General features: G+C 65.3%; 17 protein-coding genes and 2 pseudogenes. 7 read left to right on the plus strand and 12 right to left on the minus strand.

The annotated features are described in order from the left end of the window. Nucleotides 1–13: 13 nt before the first annotated feature. From XI04_RS36650 to XI04_RS36675, 6 genes are all read right to left on the minus strand, one after another. Nucleotides 14–1,249 carry an ABC transporter substrate-binding protein gene (locus tag XI04_RS36650; RefSeq protein WP_271608858.1) on the minus strand — a complete coding sequence of 412 codons (1,236 nt, stop codon included), beginning with the start codon at nt 1,247–1,249 and terminating at the stop codon, nt 14–16. Between the two features lie 34 nt (nt 1,250–1,283). Continuing rightward, complete coding sequence (locus tag XI04_RS36655) at nt 1,284–1,991, minus strand: ABC transporter ATP-binding protein (RefSeq protein WP_271608857.1); 708 nt, start codon at nt 1,989–1,991, stop codon at nt 1,284–1,286. Further along, nucleotides 1,978–3,750: a branched-chain amino acid ABC transporter ATP-binding protein/permease gene (locus tag XI04_RS36660; RefSeq protein WP_271608943.1), complete on the minus strand. Its 1,773-nt coding sequence runs from the start codon at nt 3,748–3,750 to the stop codon at nt 1,978–1,980. Before XI04_RS36660 ends, XI04_RS36655 begins: the two co-directional genes overlap by 14 nt. 2 nt (nt 3,751–3,752) lie before the next feature. After that, entirely contained in the window at nt 3,753–4,688 is a 936-nt protein-coding gene (locus XI04_RS36665; RefSeq protein ID WP_028140565.1) for a branched-chain amino acid ABC transporter permease, read from the minus strand. 103 nt (nt 4,689–4,791) lie between these two features. Continuing rightward, on the minus strand, nt 4,792–6,183 hold the full coding sequence (locus XI04_RS36670) for an MmgE/PrpD family protein (protein ID WP_271608856.1): 1,392 nt from the start codon (nt 6,181–6,183) through the stop codon (nt 4,792–4,794). 32 nt (nt 6,184–6,215) lie between these two features. Next, nucleotides 6,216–7,169, minus strand: a complete 954-nt coding sequence (locus XI04_RS36675) for an NAD(P)-dependent oxidoreductase (RefSeq protein WP_271608942.1) — start codon at nt 7,167–7,169, stop codon at nt 6,216–6,218. Nucleotides 7,170–7,363: 194 nt separating this feature from the next. Between XI04_RS36675 and XI04_RS36680 the strand changes: the two genes are divergently transcribed. The 4 genes from XI04_RS36680 to XI04_RS36695 all read left to right on the plus strand — a co-directional run bounded on the left by XI04_RS36680 (nt 7,364) and on the right by XI04_RS36695 (nt 10,662). Beyond that, the gene (locus tag XI04_RS36680; protein ID WP_271608855.1) at nt 7,364–8,695 is read left to right on the plus strand and encodes an MmgE/PrpD family protein; all 1,332 of its coding nucleotides are present in this window, start codon (nt 7,364–7,366) and stop codon (nt 8,693–8,695) included. Between the two features lie 43 nt (nt 8,696–8,738). After that, the gene (locus XI04_RS36685) at nt 8,739–9,128 is read left to right on the plus strand and encodes a carboxymuconolactone decarboxylase family protein (RefSeq protein ID WP_008557256.1); all 390 of its coding nucleotides are present in this window, start codon (nt 8,739–8,741) and stop codon (nt 9,126–9,128) included. 9 nt (nt 9,129–9,137) lie between these two features. Beyond that, complete coding sequence (locus XI04_RS36690) at nt 9,138–9,944, plus strand: N-acyl homoserine lactonase family protein (protein ID WP_271611520.1); 807 nt, start codon at nt 9,138–9,140, stop codon at nt 9,942–9,944. A 109-nt stretch (nt 9,945–10,053) separates the two neighbouring features. Beyond that, complete coding sequence (locus XI04_RS36695) at nt 10,054–10,662, plus strand: cysteine hydrolase family protein (protein WP_038949966.1); 609 nt, start codon at nt 10,054–10,056, stop codon at nt 10,660–10,662. A gap of 12 nt (nt 10,663–10,674) precedes the next feature. Here XI04_RS36695 and XI04_RS36700 read toward each other — a convergent pair whose 3' ends face one another. The 4 genes from XI04_RS36700 to XI04_RS36715 form a co-directional block, all read right to left on the minus strand. Then, on the minus strand, nt 10,675–11,850 hold the full coding sequence (locus XI04_RS36700; RefSeq protein ID WP_271608852.1) for a DUF305 domain-containing protein: 1,176 nt from the start codon (nt 11,848–11,850) through the stop codon (nt 10,675–10,677). Then, a complete protein-coding gene (locus XI04_RS36705) occupies nt 11,847–12,026 on the minus strand; it encodes a CsbD family protein (RefSeq protein ID WP_271608851.1) in 180 nt (59 codons plus the stop codon). The genes XI04_RS36700 and XI04_RS36705 overlap by 4 nt, the downstream gene beginning before the upstream one ends. A 247-nt stretch (nt 12,027–12,273) precedes the next feature. Continuing rightward, a complete protein-coding gene (locus XI04_RS36710) occupies nt 12,274–12,807 on the minus strand; it encodes a hypothetical protein (protein WP_152102827.1) in 534 nt (177 codons plus the stop codon). An 11-nt stretch (nt 12,808–12,818) separates the two neighbouring features. Next, nucleotides 12,819–13,994, minus strand: a complete 1,176-nt coding sequence (locus tag XI04_RS36715; RefSeq protein WP_028140556.1) for a zinc-dependent alcohol dehydrogenase — start codon at nt 13,992–13,994, stop codon at nt 12,819–12,821. 172 nt (nt 13,995–14,166) lie between these two features. On the opposite strand from XI04_RS36715, the gene XI04_RS36720 reads away from it, so the two are divergent. Then, a complete protein-coding gene (locus XI04_RS36720; RefSeq protein ID WP_028140555.1) occupies nt 14,167–14,949 on the plus strand; it encodes an SDR family NAD(P)-dependent oxidoreductase in 783 nt (260 codons plus the stop codon). Between the two features lie 417 nt (nt 14,950–15,366). Here the strand turns inward: XI04_RS36720 and XI04_RS36725 are convergent. Beyond that, nucleotides 15,367–15,756, minus strand: a pseudogene (locus XI04_RS36725) (response regulator); the annotation flags it as partial. A 219-nt stretch (nt 15,757–15,975) separates the two neighbouring features. Between XI04_RS36725 and XI04_RS36730 the strand changes: the two are divergent. Both XI04_RS36730 and XI04_RS36735 read left to right on the plus strand, forming a co-directional pair. After that, nucleotides 15,976–17,144 (plus strand): annotated as a pseudogene (locus tag XI04_RS36730) (sensor histidine kinase); the annotation flags it as partial. Continuing rightward, on the plus strand, nt 17,144–17,890 hold the full coding sequence (locus XI04_RS36735) for a Crp/Fnr family transcriptional regulator (RefSeq protein ID WP_038949961.1): 747 nt from the start codon (nt 17,144–17,146) through the stop codon (nt 17,888–17,890). The pseudogene XI04_RS36730 and the gene XI04_RS36735, both read left to right, overlap by 1 nt. Here the strand turns inward: XI04_RS36735 and XI04_RS36740 are convergent. Next, nucleotides 17,883–18,086 (minus strand): hypothetical protein, encoded by a 204-nt coding sequence (locus tag XI04_RS36740; protein ID WP_038949960.1) that lies wholly within the window; start codon nt 18,084–18,086, stop codon nt 17,883–17,885. The genes XI04_RS36735 and XI04_RS36740 overlap by 8 nt on opposite strands. Nucleotides 18,087–18,168 lie beyond the last annotated feature (82 nt).

Below are 18,168 nucleotides of genomic sequence, written 5' to 3' on the forward strand. Positions count from 1 at the left end.
ATTTGCGCGACGCCTAGGATTTCTTCGGCCAGAACGGCTGCGCCTGCGCGAGCTCGGGCGGATAAACGGTGACAGGCACGCCCGATTGCCATTGCACGATGACGACGCCGGCGCCGACGCGGCGGCCCTTCTCGTCGAATTTGAGCTGGCCGCCCGGGTAATATTTCGACGGGCCGGCATCCATGGTGCGGAAGGCCTGCGCGACCGAATTGCGGTCGGCCTTGCCGGCCTTCTCCAGCGCTTCCTTCATCAGCCACATGTCGCCATAGGTCGAGATGACGTTCTGGGTCATCCAGGGCTCCTTGTATTTGGCCTTGAGCTCGGCGATCAGCGCCTCGTGGCCCTTCGAGCCCCAATTGGCGACGATGGTCATGATGCCTTGCACCGTCTCCGGGCTCACGCTCTGCAGCATGTCGGGCTCGGCGATGGTGATGCTGAAGGACACGGTCGGGATCTTGCCCTGGCCGAGGCCGAACTCGCTGATCTTCTCGAGGCCGAGCTTGGCGTCCGAGACCGCATTGGGCATGAACAGCAGCAGATCGGGCTTGGCCGAGCGGACCTTCTGGATCAGCGGCGTCGCATCCGACAGCGGCGGGGTCCAGACTTCCTCGACCACGAGCTGAAGGCCCTCCTGCGCGAACAGTCTTTCCTTGAGCGCCTTGGCGGTGGCCACCGACGTTGCGGTGTTGTCCATCAGCATCGCCACGGTCTTCGGCTTCTTGCCCGAGGCATTCTCGGCCAGCTTCATCAGCGTCGGCAGGCCGAGCTCTGACTGGCGGCTCGCGGTCGCTGCGGTCTGGAAAATGTATTTGAAGCCGCGGTCGGTCAGCAGGTCCGAATAGGACAGCGTCAGCACAGGCAGCTCGGCGCGCTCGGTCACCTCGGTGACCGCCAGCGTGAAGGAGGACAGATAGGAGCCGGTCGCGGCGACCAGATCTGGCTCCTGCGCCACCATGCGCTGTGCCGCGTTCTTGGCTTTCTCGGTGGTGTCGCCGCAGTCGATCACGACCAGCTTCAGCTTGGCGCCGCCGAGCGCCTTGATGCCGCCCTGCGCGTTGATGTGTTCGATGCCCATCTCGGCACCCATCTTCATCACCTGGCCGGGGCGGGTGTAGATGCCCGACAGCGGCACGATCAGTCCGACCTTGATCTCGCCAGGTGCCTGCGCGCGCGCAACGCCGGCGAGGCCGACGGCGGCGGCGCCGGAGAGCACGGTGCGGCGACTCAGTCCTTTTGAAGTCTTGTTCATTTTGTTTCTCCCTGATCTTTGTCTTTTGTGTTGGTCACATGCCGAGATAGGCTTTGCGCACGCGGTCGTCGGCGCGCAGCGTAGCGTTGTTGCCTTCGAGCACGACATGTCCGGCTTCGAGGACATAGCCGTGGTCGGCGGATTCCAGCGCTTCCGCGACGCGCTGCTCGACCAGCAGCATGGTCAGCCCGGACTGGCGGCGGATCTCGATCAGCCGCTCGAAGATGAAGTCCGCGGTCGAGGGCGCGAGCCCCATCGAGGGCTCGTCCAGCATCAGAAGCTTCGGGGAGGAGGCGAGGCCGCGGCCGATCGCGAGCATCTGCTGCTGGCCGCCGGACATCGTACCCGCGAATTGATCGCGGCGCTCCTTCAGCACCGGCAGCCATTCGAAGATGCGCTCGATATTGGCTTGCCAGTCGCGGCGGCCGCTTTCGGTCATCGCGCCCATTTCCAGATTCTCCATCACGGTCAGGGACGGGAAGACCTGGCGTCCCTCCGGGACGTGGGCGATGCCGAGATGGGCGCGCTGCGGCGGCGGCACCGCGAGCAGGTCGACGCCGTCGAACGTGATCGCGCCGCCGCTGGGCTTGACGATGCCGGAGATCGTCTTGAACAGCGTGGTCTTGCCGGCGCCGTTGGGGCCGACGATGGCGACGAACTGGCCGGCGCCGACCTCGATCGAGACGTCGTTCAGGACGGGCTTGGCCGAATAGCCCGCGCTCAATCCCTCAATTCGCAGCATGGCCCACCCACTTTTTGCCGAGATAGGCCTCGATCACGCGGTTGTCGCGCGTCACCACTTCCGGCAGGCCTTCGGTGATGACGGCGCCGTGGTCGAGCACGAGGAATCTGTCGACCAGCCGGACCATCGCCTGCATGGTGTGCTCGATGATGGCGATGGTGATGCCATCGCGCGCGAGCTGCTGGATCACGGCCACGACCTCGTCCGCCTCGCCGTGGCCGAGGCCCGCGAGCGTCTCGTCGAGCAGCAGGATGCGCGGCTGGCCGGCGATCGCGCGGGCCAGCTCCATCAGCCGCAGTTCCTTGGTCGAGAGCTCGCCGGCGACACGGTCAGCCACGGCAGACAGCCCGACGCGGGCGACCGCGTCAGCGGCCAGCTTGCGGGCTTCATCGTCGGTGCGGGCGCGCACATAGGCCCCGACCACGACGTTGTCGAGGATCGACATGCGCAGGAACGGCCGCATCACCTGGAAGGTGCGGCCGATGCCGGCCTCGCAGATCACGTGCGGCCGCTGGCCCGACATGTTGCGGCCGTCGATCAGCACCTCGCCCTGGCTGGGCTTGAGGAAGCCGTTGAGGAGATTGAACAGCGTGGTCTTGCCGGCGCCGTTGGGGCCGATGATGCCGAGGATCTCGTTCTTGTGCAGCTTGAAGCTGACATCTTGCACCGCCTTCAGGCCGCCGAAGGAGCGCGAGAGGTTCTTCACTTCGAGGACGACCTCGCCGGTGGCGGCACGCTGCCGGGAGGCGGGCTTCAGGGCCGTCACGTTGGCAGCTGCTGCTTCCGCGGTACCACTGACCGCCGCCTTGGGCGCGCTCCGCTTGCGCAGGAGATCGCGCAGCTTCCAGAACAGGCCTTCCGGCGCCAGCAGGATGACGCAGACGATGGCAATACCGAAGATGACGCCCTGAATGCCGGGGATGCGCGCGCCGGCCTCGGCGTGCAGGATCTCGGCGAGCGGGATCAGGATCACCGAGCCGATCACCGGGCCCCAGACCGTGCCGACGCCGCCGAACATCGCGACCGTCAGCGCCTGCGCCGACACCAGCATGCCGAACACCGATGCCGGGGTCACGACCAGCAGCACCTGCGCGTAAAATCCGCCGATGGCGGCGGCGATCGCCCCGCTCAGCGTGATCGCGCGCAGCTTCCAGGCGAGCGTATTGATACCGGCCGCCTCGGCCGCAGCCTCGTTCTGCTTGATCGCGAGCAGCGCCATGCCGAAGCGCGATCGCTCGATCACCTGCGTCAGCACGATGGTGGCGAGCATGAGCGCCAGCCCCAGCAGCGTGTAGAGGTGCGGATCGGCGAATTGCATATAGGCGATCGGCGCCTCGCGCTTGATCGGAAGCGTCACCTCCTGGAAGCCGAGCCACTCGAACACGTAGAGAATGGCGAGCGGATAGGCGAGCATGGCCAGCGCGAAGTAGTGGCCTTGCAGCCGGAAGGTCGGAAAGCCGATCAGGAGGCCGGCGATACCGCCGAGCATGGCGGCGACCGGAATCAGCAGCCAGGGCGAGATGTCGAAATAGATCTGCCCGAGCGCGGTCGCGTAGGCGCCGATCCCGAAGAAAGCGGCGTGGCCGAACGAGATCAGGCCGGTATAGCCGCTGAGCAGATTCCACGACAGCCCGAACACCGCCCACACCGGCACCAGCGTCAGGATCAGCTGGTAGTAGGAGTTGGTGACGCCGAGCGACACGACCGCATAGGCGAGCGTGAAGAGCAGGGGAGGCAGAAAGGAGCGCATCCGTAGCATGGTCACGTCCTCTCCACCATGCGCCCGAAGAAGCCTTGCGGGCGGAAGAAGATGATGAGGAGGAAGACGGCGAAGATCGCCGCGTTCTGCAACTGTGTCGGCAGGATCAGCGTCGACATCTGCTGCACGAGGCCGATCGTCATGCCGCCCCAGAAGGCGCCGATGATGCTGCCCATGCCGCCGAGCACGACGCCGGCATACATGACGATGACGTATTCAAGACCGACGAAGGGGTGGAACGGGTAGTTGGTGGCGAGCAGGCCGCCGGCAATCGCGGTGATGCCGCAGCCGAGTGCGAAGGCGGTGCGATGCGCGCGGTCGACGTCGATGCCCATATAGGTCGCAGCCGTCGGATTGTCCGCGGCGGCGCGGAGCGACTTGCCGATCCGCGTGCGCGTGATCAGCAACGAGAGCAGGATCATGATCGCCAGCGAGACGATCATATCGATGCTGCGGGCCTTGTTGAGGAAGATGCTCATGTCGAAGAAGGGCCCGAGCTCCCACGCCGAGCTCGACAGCGGCGTACGGATCGAGGCCAGCACCGAGCCGAACACGATGAGGCCGCCGTTCTGCAGGATCAGCGCGATGCCGAGCGTGAGGATGAGCTGGGCGTAGTGGCCTTCGCCTTCGAGCGAGGCAGTACGTGTCCCGGAGACGTGCGAAATCAAAGCCAGATGCACGAAATAGCCGAACACGGCGAGCACCGGCCCGGCCAGCAGGATGGCGACGAAGGGCCCCACGGCATTGCCGAACAGCGTCTGGATGCCGGCGGCGGTGAAGAGATAGAAGGCGGTGTACATGCCGAGCATCATGAAATCGCCATGGGCGAAGTTGATGACGCGCATGACGCCGAAGATCAGGCCGAGCCCAACGCACATCAGGCCGTAGACGGCGCCGATCAAAAGCCCCGCGGCGAGCGCTTGCAGAAAACCTTCCATCAGCCTGGCCTCCGAGTATCGGCTTGCCGGCAGCCATGCGCCGATGGCACTACTAAGCTGGTCTCGAAATCGACCATGTTTCCCCCGTACTCTCCGGCACTTCTCATGATGCCGGTCGTAAAGCCCGTTCCGTTGCGTTCAGGCGGCACTGCGCTGCGATGTCGCCTGCATTGCCGAGCTGCTCGCAATCGTCGATGAGTTGCTCGAGCCGCCGCGCGCGATCGTCGCCGAGGACTCCGGCTGCCGAGCTGCGAAAGCGTGCGCGAATATCGGCAGGTGTTGCGGCGATGACGTCGGGCAGAGCGTGCCGGATGGTCCGGCCGCGCAGCTGCACGATCACCTCTGCACCCTGCTTGCCGGGAAAGGCGGCGGTGAAGGCGGGATCTGCCTTGAGATCGGTGACCGCCACGAGGCGGATGATGTCGGCATCATCGAGCTCGGCGTAGTTCTCTTCCTCGATCTCGCCCCGCGCCAGCGTCGCCGCGACGCTGAAGGGAATGCTCATCTTGGCCTGGAGCGCGTTGCGGTAGGGCCCCATGGAATCGCAGCCGGGATAGCGCACCGCTGCGTCGGGCGCGCGGATGACGACGCGGTCGATCTCGTCGACGCTGGCGAGCTCGTGCGAGACGCGCAGCGCGGCCTGTGCCGCTGTCTGCGCGAAATTGCAGGCGGGAACCGGCTTGTTGTAGACGGCCATGATCTCGCACTCGCCATTGGGGAAGAGCGCGATGCTCTCCGGCGCGGGCTGGCGGCGATAGGCGGCGAACAGGCCGGCTTCACCCTCCAGTATGGTTTCCGAGCCGAAGGCGCCGGCCGCGGCAAGGCCAATTGCCCTGATCGCATTGCCGGCGGCAAAGCCGGGATGGAAATACATGTCGGAGCCGCCGGCATGCGGCCACTCGTTGAGACCGCTGGAGGTATTGGCCGCGATCGCGATGGCGCTGGTCGCCTGGGCCTCGGAGAGGCCGAGCGCGAAACTTCCCGCGAGCGCTGCGCCCAGAGGGGACACGAGGCCCGTCGGGCGATAGAGGCGTGCGAGGTCCGAGGTCAGCAGCGCGCGGCCGATCCGCGCGCCGGTCTCATAGCCGATGATGGCGGCCGCGAGCAGCCTGTCCCCGCGCAGCGGCGTCTGTTCCGACAGGGCGAGCAGGGCCGGCCAGATCACCACGCCGTGGTGCGCGATGCTGGCCGCATGCATGTCTTCCCGCACGAGGCCGTGCCCCATGACGGCATTGGCGAAGGCTGCGTCGGCCGGCGAGGAGAGCTGCGACGTCCCGATGATCGTCGCGCTGCCGCCGGCCTGCGCAATCGCAACCGCCTGGCGGCTCCAGGGATGATGGCCGGCCTCGAAGGCGCAGGACAGGAAGTCGAGCAGGCAGAGCTTTGCCTTGGCAATGACGTCCTGCCCGAAATAGCCAATATCCAGCGCAAGCACGCTCCGCGCCATCTGGCGCGCAAGCGGGACCTTGCCTGATACGGTCGGACCGATCGTCATCGCGGGTCGCTCTCCCTGAAAAGCGTGCGCGATCAGCCGCGCATCTCGACCCCGGCCCACTCCTCGAGCACCTTGGCGATCGAGGTGAAGTCGGATGAGGCGCCGTATTTGGCGTTGGTGATCGCGAGCATCTGCCGCACCACTGCGCCGCAGACCATCGGCACGCCCATGGCCTCGGCCTCGTCCACGCAGAGACGAACGTCCTTGTAGGAGAGGCCGGTGGCGAAGCCGAAATCGAAGGTACCGGGCAGCACCGCGCGGGGGAATTTGTCTTCGGAGGCGCTGTTGCGGCCGCTGCTGGCGTTGATGATGTCGATCAGCACCTTGGCATTGACGCCGCCCTTGACGCCCATCGCGACGGCTTCCGAGGTGATCACGAGGGCTGCGGCCGCCATCAGGTTGTTGGCGAGCTTGGCCGTCTGCGCCACGCCGGGCTTGTCGCCGGTGTAGAACAGCTTGCCAAAGTTCTTCAGGATCGGCTGCACGATGTCGTAAGTCGCCTGCGGGCACGAGACCATCACCGCCAGCGTGCCGTTGACGGCGCCCTTGATGCCGCCGCTCACGGGCGCATCGACCAGGGTCATCCCCTTGGCCTTCAAGCCTTCCGCAACGAGCTTCGCAGCGCCTGGACCCGACGTCGAGAGATCGATGACGATCTTCGCACGGTTGCCGCTGCCGATGCCGTCCTGGCCGAGCGCAACGGCCTTGACGATGTCGGGCGTCGGCAGGCTGGCGAGCACGATGTCGGAGCGTGAGGCGACGTCGGCCGGCGAGCTGGCGAGGAGCGCGCCACGCTTGACCAGCGGCTGAGTCGCCTCGGCCTGCGTGTCATAGACGACGAGCGAATAGCCCGCGGCCATCAATCGTCCCGCCATCGGACTGCCCATGCGGCCCGTGCCGATTACGCCGAGAATCTCTCCCGCCATCGTCTGCTCCCTGTCGCGCGATCCCGTGACGGGCGCGCCTTCTTGATCTCGCTGGTCAATCGTTGTCGCCGGCCGGCCGTCTCGGCCGCCGTCGTCGTGGCAGCGGGGACCCCGCGCCAACGGGCCGGATTGTTATGATTGTCAGACAAGCTGTCAAGCATAACATTTTGGGGTCGACAGTTTGCCGCGGATCGGCATAAGGTTCGAACAAAACGAGGAAGACGCCCCGCGTGCCGCCAGTCCCAATTCCGAGTGTGAGCAAGACGCTCGCCGATTTCGTAGTGTCCGCGTCATGGGCGGACGTGGAGGCGCAGAGCCTTGAGGCGCGGCGATCGATTCTCAATTTCTTCGCGACGGCGCTCGGCTCCGCGCGCGATCCTGTCGTGATCGCGGCGATGCGCACGCTGTCGCCGTTCACCGGGGCCGCGACATCGACGGTCATCGGTCACTCGCAGCCGATGGATGCGTTGTGTGCATCATTTCTCAATGCCATCTCGGCCAATCTGCTCGACTTCGACGACACCCATCCCGAGACAATCATTCATCCCGCCGCGCCGGTTGCCGCGCCGATATTGGCGCTTTCGGAGATGCGCAAACTGTCGGGGCGGGATGTATTGACCGCGTTCATTCTCGGCGTGGATGTGGAGTGCCGCATCGGCAATGCAGTCTCGCCGCACCACTACGCGCGCGGCTGGCACATCACCTCGACCTGCGGGATTTTTGGCGCGGCGGCGGCGTGCGCGAAACTATTGGGCCTGCCCGCTGCGGGAATCGCAAACGCGATCGGGCTTGCGGCCAGCCAGTCGGCGGGCAATGTCGAGAACCTGCCCAGTGCCGCCAAGAATGTCAGCGTGGGCAACGCGGCTCGGAACGGATTGTTCGCGGCGCTGCTGGCGCAGCAGGGCTACGAGGCGGCGCCCCGCGCCATTGAAGGCCCGCTGGGCTGGGCGCGTACCATGGGGGACGAGCCCGATATTGCTCGCCTGCTCGACGGTCTCGGCAAGACCTGGGAGATTGCGAAGAACACCTACAAGCCGTATCCCGCCGGCATTGTCTTTCACGCGGTGATCGACGCCTGCCTCTCGTTGCGCCAGCGCATCGGCGGGCGGGTCGACCAGATCGAGTTGGTGACGGTGCAGGGCTCGGCGCTGCTGCTGGCGCGCGGCGATCGCCCGGTCAATAACGAGCGCGATGCGCGCGTCAGCATCCATCATTGCGTGGCTTGCGGATTATTGCTCGGCACGGCCGGGGTCGCCGAATTCGCGCATGAGACGGTGGTCCGGTCCGACATCGCGCAGCTGCGGCAGAAGGTGAGGGCGGTGCTCGATGGCGCGATGCCGGATGGTGCCGCGCGCGTGACGTTGCGCCTGTCGTCCGGTGAGGTCCTCACCGAGACCGTGATCGCGCCGCGTGGCAGTCTCGCCGCGCCGCTCACAGACCGCGACCTCGAGGCCAAGCTGCGCGAGGCCATGCGGACAGGTCGAAGCGATTGGGATGCGGACCGCGTCATCGACGCGATCTGGCGGCTCGATTCGGTCGACGACGTCGGCAATTTCCTGCAATCGCTGCGACCGGCATCGCGCTAATCAACTTCCAACTCAACTCTCTCAAGACCTGAAAGGGACGATCATGAGCAAGACCGAACTGTTCGAAAAGGGCCTCAAAGTTCGTAAAGAGGTGCTCGGCGAGGACTACGTCAACAAGTCGATTGCCGGGGCCGACGAGTTCACGCGCACCATGGCGGAATGGTCGACCGAATTCTGCTGGGGTGCCTTGTGGACGCGGCCCGGCGTCGACCGGCGCACGCGCTCGATCGTCAATCTGGCGATGCTCGGCGCGCTGAACCGGCCGCATGAGCTGAAGCTGCACGTCAAGGGCGCCCTGAAGAACGGGCTGACCAAGGAGGAGATCAAGGAGATCCTGCTTCAGGTCGCGGTCTATTGCGGCGTTCCCGCCGGCATCGACGCCTTCCGCAATGCGCGCGAGGCCTTCAACGAGGTTGACGCGGCGGGGTCCTGAGCAAATCCCATGGCTGACCCGGACTACGAGCTCTTCGCGATCCGCTATGCGACGCGGGATGCGCAGCGGAGCGAGCACTTCATCGGCGGCGATCCGCATGACGGACCGATGCCGATGGACTATTTCATGTGGCTGGCGCGGGGAGGCGGGCGCAGCTTCGTCATCGACACCGGCTTCAACGCGGAAGTGGCCAGGCAGCGCAGGCGGAGTTTCCTGCGCTGCCCGGTGGAGACGCTTGCCGCGTTCGATATCGACCCCGCCGATGTCGGGGACGTGATCCTCACCCATCTGCACTACGACCATGTCGGTAATTTCGATCGATTTCCGAACGCGCGGTTTCATCTGCAGGAACGCGAGCTCGCCTACGCCACCGGGCGCTATATGCAATATCCGCGGCTGTCGCATTCGTTCGAGGTCGAGGACGTCTGCGGGATCGTGCGGCTGAATTACGCGCGCCGGGTGCTGTTCTACGACGGCGATGCCGAGATTGCGCCCGGCCTGACGGTGCATGTGGCCGGCGGCCATTCCGCCGGTCTTCAATTCGTCCGCGTCAACACACGCCGCGGCCCTGTCGTGCTCGCCTCCGACGTCAGTCATTTCTACGAGAACATGACCAGCGAGCGTCCGTTCACGACGGCGTTTCATGTCGGCGACATGCTTGTCGGCTTCGACAAGCTGCGCGCCGCGGCGCCTGACGCGGACCACATCGTCCCCGGCCATGATCCGCTCGTCATGAAGCTCTACCCGGCGCCAAGCCCGGAGCTGAATGGGATCGCGGTTCGCCTCGACGTGGCGCCGGCCGCAACGCCGGCGTAACCGCGCGTCGCGGGTTCCAAGTCTGCCTCTGCACCGCGGCGGTTCGGAACCAAAGCCTTCGCCTTCGCATTCGCAATGGATCGCCGAATGCGCTTGATGGTGGAGGACGATGAGGGACAGCACGTCGGAAGTGGCCGAGATCAGGGAGGCCGTTCACCTCTGCATCGACATGCAGAACATTTTCGCCCCCGGCGGTCTGTGGGCGACGCCGTGGATGGAGCGTGTTCTGCCGACGATCGCCTCGATCGTTGCGCGCCACCAGGCCAGAACCATCTTCACGCGCTTCATCACGCCGCAGGATCCGGAAGATCGCCCGGGCCAGTGGCAGAGCTATTTTCATCGCTGGAGCCAGGCCACGCGCAAGCATCTGCCGCCATCCGCGCTCGAGCTCGTGCCCGCGCTGAGCAAGTTCGTTCCGCCGGCTGCAATGATCGACAAGCCGGCCTATTCCGCATTCAGCAATCCCGCCCTCGCAGGCCGGCTGATCGACAAGAACGTCGGCACGGTCGTGATCTCGGGCGCCGAGACCGACGTCTGCGTGCTCTCGACGGTCCTGAGCGCTGTCGATCTCGGCTTCAGGGTCGTCATCGTCGAGGACGCCTTGTGCAGCTCGTCCGACGTCGGGCACGACGCGCTCATGACGATGTACCGCACCCGCTTTCACGGCCAGGTCGACCTGGTGACAACGGAAGAACTGGCCGAGTTCTGGCGGGAGTAGGGGGCGATCCGCTCAATTGACGTTGTCGGCGAGCATGTTGCGGACGGCCGTGGCGACGGCCGAAATGCCGCTCGCATCGTGCATCAGCGCCATCTCGCCCTGCTGGGCGTGGCGAATGGCATGCGCCATGACGCGCAGCCGTGGGTCTCCGCCACTGCGCCACATCCGGTCGGCCATCCTGGCCGCGCCCATGTGATGCTTGCTCATGCTCTCGACGAACACCGCGTCGAACCGGTCCGCCGGCGCGGCCTTGACCTGTCGCATCTCGGCCTGAGCCAGGAAGCCCGGCATGGCGGCACGCTCTTCGGTGCTGCAATCGGGCATCTCCGTGTCGAACCAGCTCAGCCACCAGTTCTCGAAAATCCTGATCTCGCCGGCCTGGCTCGCGACCATCAGCATCGCGAGCTTGCGCAGATGCGGGCCCTGGGCGCGCTCCACGGCGATCCGGGCCAGCTCGATACCCTGGGCATGATGCGCCGTCATGTGACGGATATAGGTCTGGTCCGCATCCCTGTCGCGGCCCATCCAGGGCGGCTCGTAGCCGTGGCTGCCGAACAACGCGATCGCGCCGAGCAGCGCCACCACGACCAGCGCGCCGGTGATCCAGGCGTTGGTGAAACGGATGTCGCGCTCGGCTGCAGCGCCGCGCCTCCAGCGCAACCGGGCGAACAGAGGATACATCAGGGCCGAGGTGCCATGAACGAGCAGACCGATCCAATAGGGCTGCTGCAGCGTGAACAGCGGCTGCCAGAACGGAAACAGCGGCACCAGCACGAACCACTCCGTGGCTGACGAGAACGCGGCCCAGGGCAGCGCGAGCAGCAGGATGGTCGCCGGCCGCAAGTCGGCGGTCCAGCGTCCGAGCACACCGAAGAACACCAGCGCCCAGGAAAAATCCGCCCATTGATGAAAGGCGATCCCGGTCAGGATCGCGCTCCATGACGGCTCTGCGCTGATCGCCCAGTCGCGCGCGGGAATGGCAGCGACCGTCATCCAGTCGACCGCGGCATCGCGGCCGATCCGGGCGGCGAAGAGCTGGCTGACGATGGTCGAGAAGGTGCTGCTGATCAGGCCGAGCGCGACGGCGGCAATCCAGCGCGAACGTCGTCGTCGCCCCTTGACCCGCGACAGGCCTTCGTCGGTGCGCCGCGCTGCATTGGCAAGTGCTGGTCGCGGCTCTGCGTTCACGTCAGCTGCTTGAGCTTCTTCAGCGGGTTGAGCTTGCTCGGCCTGTCCTGTTCGTCACGGCCGCGCTCGGCCTCGGCCTTGCCGTCGTCGTGCAGATCCTGGTCGCCGATGATCTCGCCGACGGCTTGTCTGGTCTTGCCGGCGATGCGTTGCTGGAGTGCCTTCGTCTTGCCCATGGCTTGTCTCCAAGGTGACCTGCCTCCAGACCCACGCCGCTAACCCCGGCGCCTGAAGGGGCGGTGAGCGCCGGGGTCGCGGTTTCGTGCAGTCTGCCTCCGGCAGGGGGGACGTCGGAGGCGTTGATCAGACTCTCTGGCTCGCGGATGGTTCCTCGCGGCCCTCAGCGCGGATCGAGCACGATGATCACGCCTTCATTGCCCCGGAGCCGTGCTTCACCTCGTCAGGCCTTGGCCATGCCCTTGGTCATGCTTTGGCGGGCGCAGCAATCTGCCTGGCCGCTGTTCTGACGCTCTCGATGCCCTTGGGGAAGCCGCTGCGGTTCGGATAAAGCTTGCGCCGTGCCTCGCGCGGCGGCCGCCTCGGCTTGGTGTCCTGCGCGGCGCGGTAGTCGAGCATGGCGATGCCGCCGACCATCAGGAGCGCCAGCGCGATGTTGCCCTTCTTGGGATTGTCGATTGTCAGCCCCGACAGCAGCGCAGCGGCATCGAGACCGTCGCCGCCGACGCGGGCCCACAGGCCGGCGTTCTTGTCGACCGACAGCGACATGATCCCGGCCAGGATCTCGCGCACGCCGAAGGCGCGGACCATGGTCTCATGGCCTTCCATGCCCAGCGTTTCCGTGACGCGTCTCGGCGCGAAGAATTCGACGACGCCGAGTCCGATGCTGAACCAGCCGAGCGCGCGGGCGAGCTGGTCTTCCGGCCGCTTCAGGCTCGGTCCGCCCTCGATAATCTTCGGGTCGCCCTTGGTGCGGACGATGTTGGAGAAATGAAACATGGCTTGCTCCTTCAGGGCCTCAGCACGACCTTGACGCAGGAGTCGCGCTTGTCGCGAAACACTTGGTACATCTCCGGTCCTTGTTCGAGCGGCACGGTGTGGGTGATGACGAAGGAGGGATCGATCTCGCCCTCCTCGATGCGGCGGAGCAGATCGTCGGTCCAGCGGTTGACGTGGGTCTGGCCGGTCCGCATCGTCAGGCCCTTGTTCATGAAAGCGCCCATCGGCAGCATGTCGGACAGGCCGCTGTACACGCCCGGCACCGAGATGATGCCGCCGGGCCGGCAGACATAGATCATCTCGCGCAGCACGTGGGGCCGGTCGCTTTCCGCCATCACCATCTGCTTGGCGCGGTCGAGCAGTGTGTCGGGCAGGGAGGCCATCACGTGCGATTCCATGCCGACGCAGTCGATGCACTTTTCCGGTCCCCTGCCGTCGGTGAGATCGTTCAGCCGCTCCACCACGCTCTCGGTTTCGAAGTTGATGGTGGTGGCGCCGCCGGCTTCCGCCATGCTGAGCCGCTCGGGCAAGCAGTCGATCGCGATCACCTGGTTGGCGCCGAGCAGGATGGCGCTGCGGATCGCCATCTGCCCCACGGGACCGCAGCCCCAGATCGCGACGGTGTCGGTGGGCTCGATGTCGCATTGCACGGCGGCCTGCCAGCCGGTCGGGAAGATGTCGCTGAGGAACAGCAGCTGCTCGTCGGGAATGCCCGGTGGCACCTTGATGTGGGTGGCATCGGCATAGGGCACGCGGAGATATTCGGCCTGGCCGCCGGGATAGCCGCCGGTCAGATGCGTGTAGCCGAACAGGCCGGCCGTCGTGTGTCCGAACACCTTGTCGGCCAGATGGCGCTTGCGGTTGGTGGTCTCGCACACGGAAAAATTGCCGCGCTTGCACTGGTCGCATTCGCCGCAGATGATCGTGAAGGGCACGACGATGCGGTCGCCCTTCTTCAGCTTGCCGTCGACGCCGGAGCCGACCTCGACCACTTCGCCCATGGTCTCGTGGCCCATGATGTCACCGGGCAGCATGCCCGGAATGAAATTGTGGAAGAGGTGCAGGTCGGAGCCGCAGATGGCGCAGCTGGTGACCTTGATGATGGCGTCGCGCGGGTCCTGGATCTCGGGATCGGTGACGGTGTCGCAGCGGATGTCCTCCTTGCCGTGCCAAACCAGCGCCTTCATCGTCCGTCCTCCCGGCTGAACCAGTTGGCATCTAAGTCGAGGGGTGAACGATGGTTGCTACGCCGCGCGCAAATTCCTCGCACTGCACCGGCTGGCGCAAATCGCGACGCGGATTGGAACGAGAGCGCAGGGCAGTGATTGGGCGTGATCAACGTCAAGCGAGGACACGCTCATGCCCGCCAATCAGCTCGCAATCGTCACCGGCGCTTCCACCGGTATCGGCCTGGAACTCGCTAGGTGCTGTGCCCAGGCGGGTTTCAACCTCGTCATCGCGGCTGACGAGCCGATGATCGAGCGGGTGGCGGTCGATCTGCGCAGGCTCGGCGTCAGCGTGGAGGCCGTTGAAGCCGATCTCGCCACCACCGATGGCGTCGACAGGCTCTGCGCCGCGGTCGGCGACCGGCCGATCGATGCGCTGCTGGCCAATGCCGGCGTCGGCCTCGGCAAGGCGTTCCTCGATCAGGACTTTGCCAGGATCAAGCATCTCGTCGACACCAACATCACCGGCACGCTCTATCTGATCCATCGCGCCGGCAACGAGATGCTGCGGCGCAAGTCGGGGCGCATCCTGATCACGGGCTCCATCGCCGGCTTCACGCCCGGAAGTTTCCAGGCCGCCTATAACGCCAGCAAGGCGTTCCTGGACTCATTCTCCTTCGCGCTGCGCGAGGAGCTGCGCGACAGCGGCGTCACCGTCACCTGCCTGATGCCGGGCGCCACCGAGACCGAGTTCTTCCGCCGCGCCGACATGATGGACACCAAGGTCGGCACCGAGAAGAAGGACGGCGCGTACGACGTCGCCAAGGCCGGCTTCGATGCAATGCTGCGCGGCGAGTCCGATGTCGTCACGGGGCTGAAGAACAAGATCCAGACCACGGTTGCCAACGTGACGCCGAACGAGATGCTGGCCAGGCAGCATCGCAAGATGGCCGAGCCGGGCACGGCGAAGTCGTAGAGCGAGGTCGTCGCAATTTCTGCGGCGCTGCGCGGCCGAACGGGCGGACCGGCAAAAGGAAGAAAGCCGATTCACATAGCCTGATTCACATAGCCTAATGCGCGGCGGCCCCGAAGCGGTCACATTGTGTGGGCTGGAGAGGGGCTGCGATGGCGATGGACCGCATCGAACGGGCCTTTGTCGCGACTGCGATCACGGGGTTTCTCGTGATGACGGTGGCGGTCGCCTGGATGATGATGAGCTGACGCGGAAAGGCTTGCCGTCGTGCGCGTCGCGCTACCTTACGCCGCCGTCGTCTTGTGCCTGGCAGTGACCGTCTGGCTCGCCTTCGCTCACCTGCTCTGATCCGCGCGGGGTTGCGGGCTCGCTCAGCGCAGCCGGTACAGGCGGTAATTGCTGTGGCCATGCCGGTTGACCATCGACGAGGCTCGCCAAATTCTGCACCATGGCCACGACGTCGATCGGCTTCTCCCAGATCGGCACGTCCTGGAATTCCGGCTCGATGCTGATCCTGTCGTAGCCCGTGGTGAACACGAAGGGCACCCGGCGTGCCCTGAGCTCCCGGGCGATCGGAAAGATCGGCTTTGCACGGATGTTCACGTCGAGCACCGCGGCGTCCAGAACGCCGCCATCGTGCAGCATCTCGATTGCATCCTCGATATGGCCGACGGGACCGGCGATCTCCGCGCCGAGCGCGCGCAGCGCCTTGCCGATGTCATCGGCAAGAAAATATTCGTCCTCCACGACGAGGATGCGGCGTCCCGTCAGCGGCGCGCGTTGACGAGACGACGAGGGTAATACGGACATGATCCCTCCGGCGAGCCTGCCGACCGATGGGAAAACCAAGGGTCGGGGCCGGCGTGCTACCAACGAGGGAGGCCAAGGCGGGTTCCAAGGGCAAACGCGACTCCTTCGTCATTTGCCTTTGATCCGTTGGGAGAATATCGATTTCTGCTATTGGTAGGAGCCGGTGCACGCCGGGCATGTCGAGCGTCCCGAGCGAACTGCACGCCCCAGACGAACTTCCAGGCTACTTTCGAGGAGTTCGAGAGCAGCCCCGAGCAGCTGAAACCGTCCACGAGGAAGACCAGTCTCTCAACGAGGAGTTACATTTGGCCCACGAGGAGATCGGAACCTCGCCTGAGGAGTTGCAGTCGGTCAACGAGGAGCTGACCTCCGTCAACGGCGAGCTGACGCACCGTGTCGAGGAGTTGACGCGCGCCACCCGCGATCTCAGGAATTTCCTGGAGAGCACGCGCATCGCGACCGTCTTTCTCGACAATGATCTTCGCGTGATGAACTTCACACCGGCGATTACCCAGGTCCTGCATCTCGTCGAGACCGACACGGGCCGCCCCATCGGTCACATCAAGGCGCGCATCCCGATCGAGGATCTCTACGACGACATTCGCCGCGTGCTGCGTACGCTTGCGAGCGCCGAGCGCGAGCTGAGCGCGTCGGACAGCGGCACGCGCTACATCGTGCGCATCCTGCCTTATCGCAGCACCGACGATGTCATCGCCGGCGTCGTCATCACTTTCATCGACGTTCCGGCGATCACCCGCGCCGAGGAGCGCCAGCGCCTGCTGCTGGCCGAGCTGCAGCACCGCGTCCGTAATACGCTTGGCGTGGTGCGCTCCATCGCCCGCCGTTCGGCCGAATCCGCCACCACTGTCGAGGAATATGCTTCTCATCTCGACGGACGGCTCAACGCATTTGCCCGCACCCAGGCGCTGGTGACACGCGATCCCGAGGGCGGTGTCGACCTGGAATATCTCGTGGTCGAGGAGCTTCTCGCCTATAATGCCCGCGAGGGCGAGCAGATGCAGGTCTCAGGTCCCAAGGTGCGTTTCCAGCCCAAGGCTGCCGAAACGTTCGCGCTCGCGATCCACGAGCTAGCGACGAACGCGCTGAAATATGGCGCCTTGAGCCAGCCGAGCGGACATGTTGAAATCTCCTGGCGCCTCGATGAAGGCACCCAGCCCGCGGAGCTGGTGTTCAAATGGCGCGAGTGCGGAGGGCCACAGGTCAAGCCGCCGCTTCGAAAGGGTTTTGGCACGGAGCTTCTGGAGCGTACGCTCGCGTTCGAGTTCAAGGGGCAGACCACCCTGGCATTCGACCCCGCGGGGCTGCAATGCACGATCGCCATTCCGCCGAGCAAGCGCACGTTCCACACACCGGCGGTGGCTGATTGATGCCCTTGTCGACCTCCGATCGCAGCCTCGTGGAGCTGGTCATTCGCCGGCTGACCGTGCTGCGGCCGTTGTCGACGGAGGCCCGTGCGTCGCTCGAATATGCGTTGCTCGAAGGTCTCGAGCGCGTCGGGGCGAGTGAAGACCTGATCTCGGAGGGCGATCCCGTCGATAGCGTCCGGGTGGTGCTATCGGGCTGGCTCTGCCGCTACAAGACGCTCGAGGACGGCCGGCGCCAGATCGTCAATTTCATCTTTCCGGGCGAGAGCTGCGACGCGCACGCGTTCTTGCTCCCCGTGATGGACCATTCCATCGCGACAATGACGCCAGTGGTCTACGCCGAGATCAAGCGCGCGCGTTTCGAGAGTCTGACGATGGGCGATCGCTCGCTCGCCGAAGCGTTCTGGTGCGAGACCCTCGTCAACAACGCCATCCAGCGCGAATGGGCCATCAACCTCGGTCGCCGCACGGCCCTGGAGCGGGTGGCGCATCTGTTTTGCGAGATATTCGAGCGGCTTCGGCCCGTCGGGATGGTCGACGGCAATTCCTGCGTCATGCCGGTCACGCAGATGGACCTTGCCGACGCTACCGGGCTGTCGGTGGTGCACCTTAACCGGACCGTGCAGGAGCTGCGTGCGTCGGGCTTGATCGTGCTGCGCGATCGGACCCTGACCATCAACGATCTCGACGCGCTCAAGGCAGCGGCGTTGTTCGCGCCGAACTATCTGCAACTCTATCGACTCACTTGATCAGAGTGGGACGGCTGGTTTGGCCGAGGCTTTCGATGCGCCCGGGATTGACCGGCTCGGGCCCCTGAAACGCGTTGGATTCGGCTCGCTTGCGATACTCCTCCGCCATTTCCAGCAGCGCAGTTCGCGTTTCGGGTGAGGAGCTGAGAGCGGCCTGGCTCTCGCAGGTTTTCTGCAGTCGGCGATAGTTGTCCATCTGCGCCAATCCCAGGCGGTCCTACCACGTTCCTAAATTAGCAGATTTGGCCACCGACTAATTTAACCCATGTTACGCAAGC

The sequence above is a fragment of the Bradyrhizobium sp. CCBAU 11430 genome (assembly GCF_028128855.1).
GTDB lineage: Bacteria > Pseudomonadota > Alphaproteobacteria > Rhizobiales > Xanthobacteraceae > Bradyrhizobium > Bradyrhizobium ottawaense.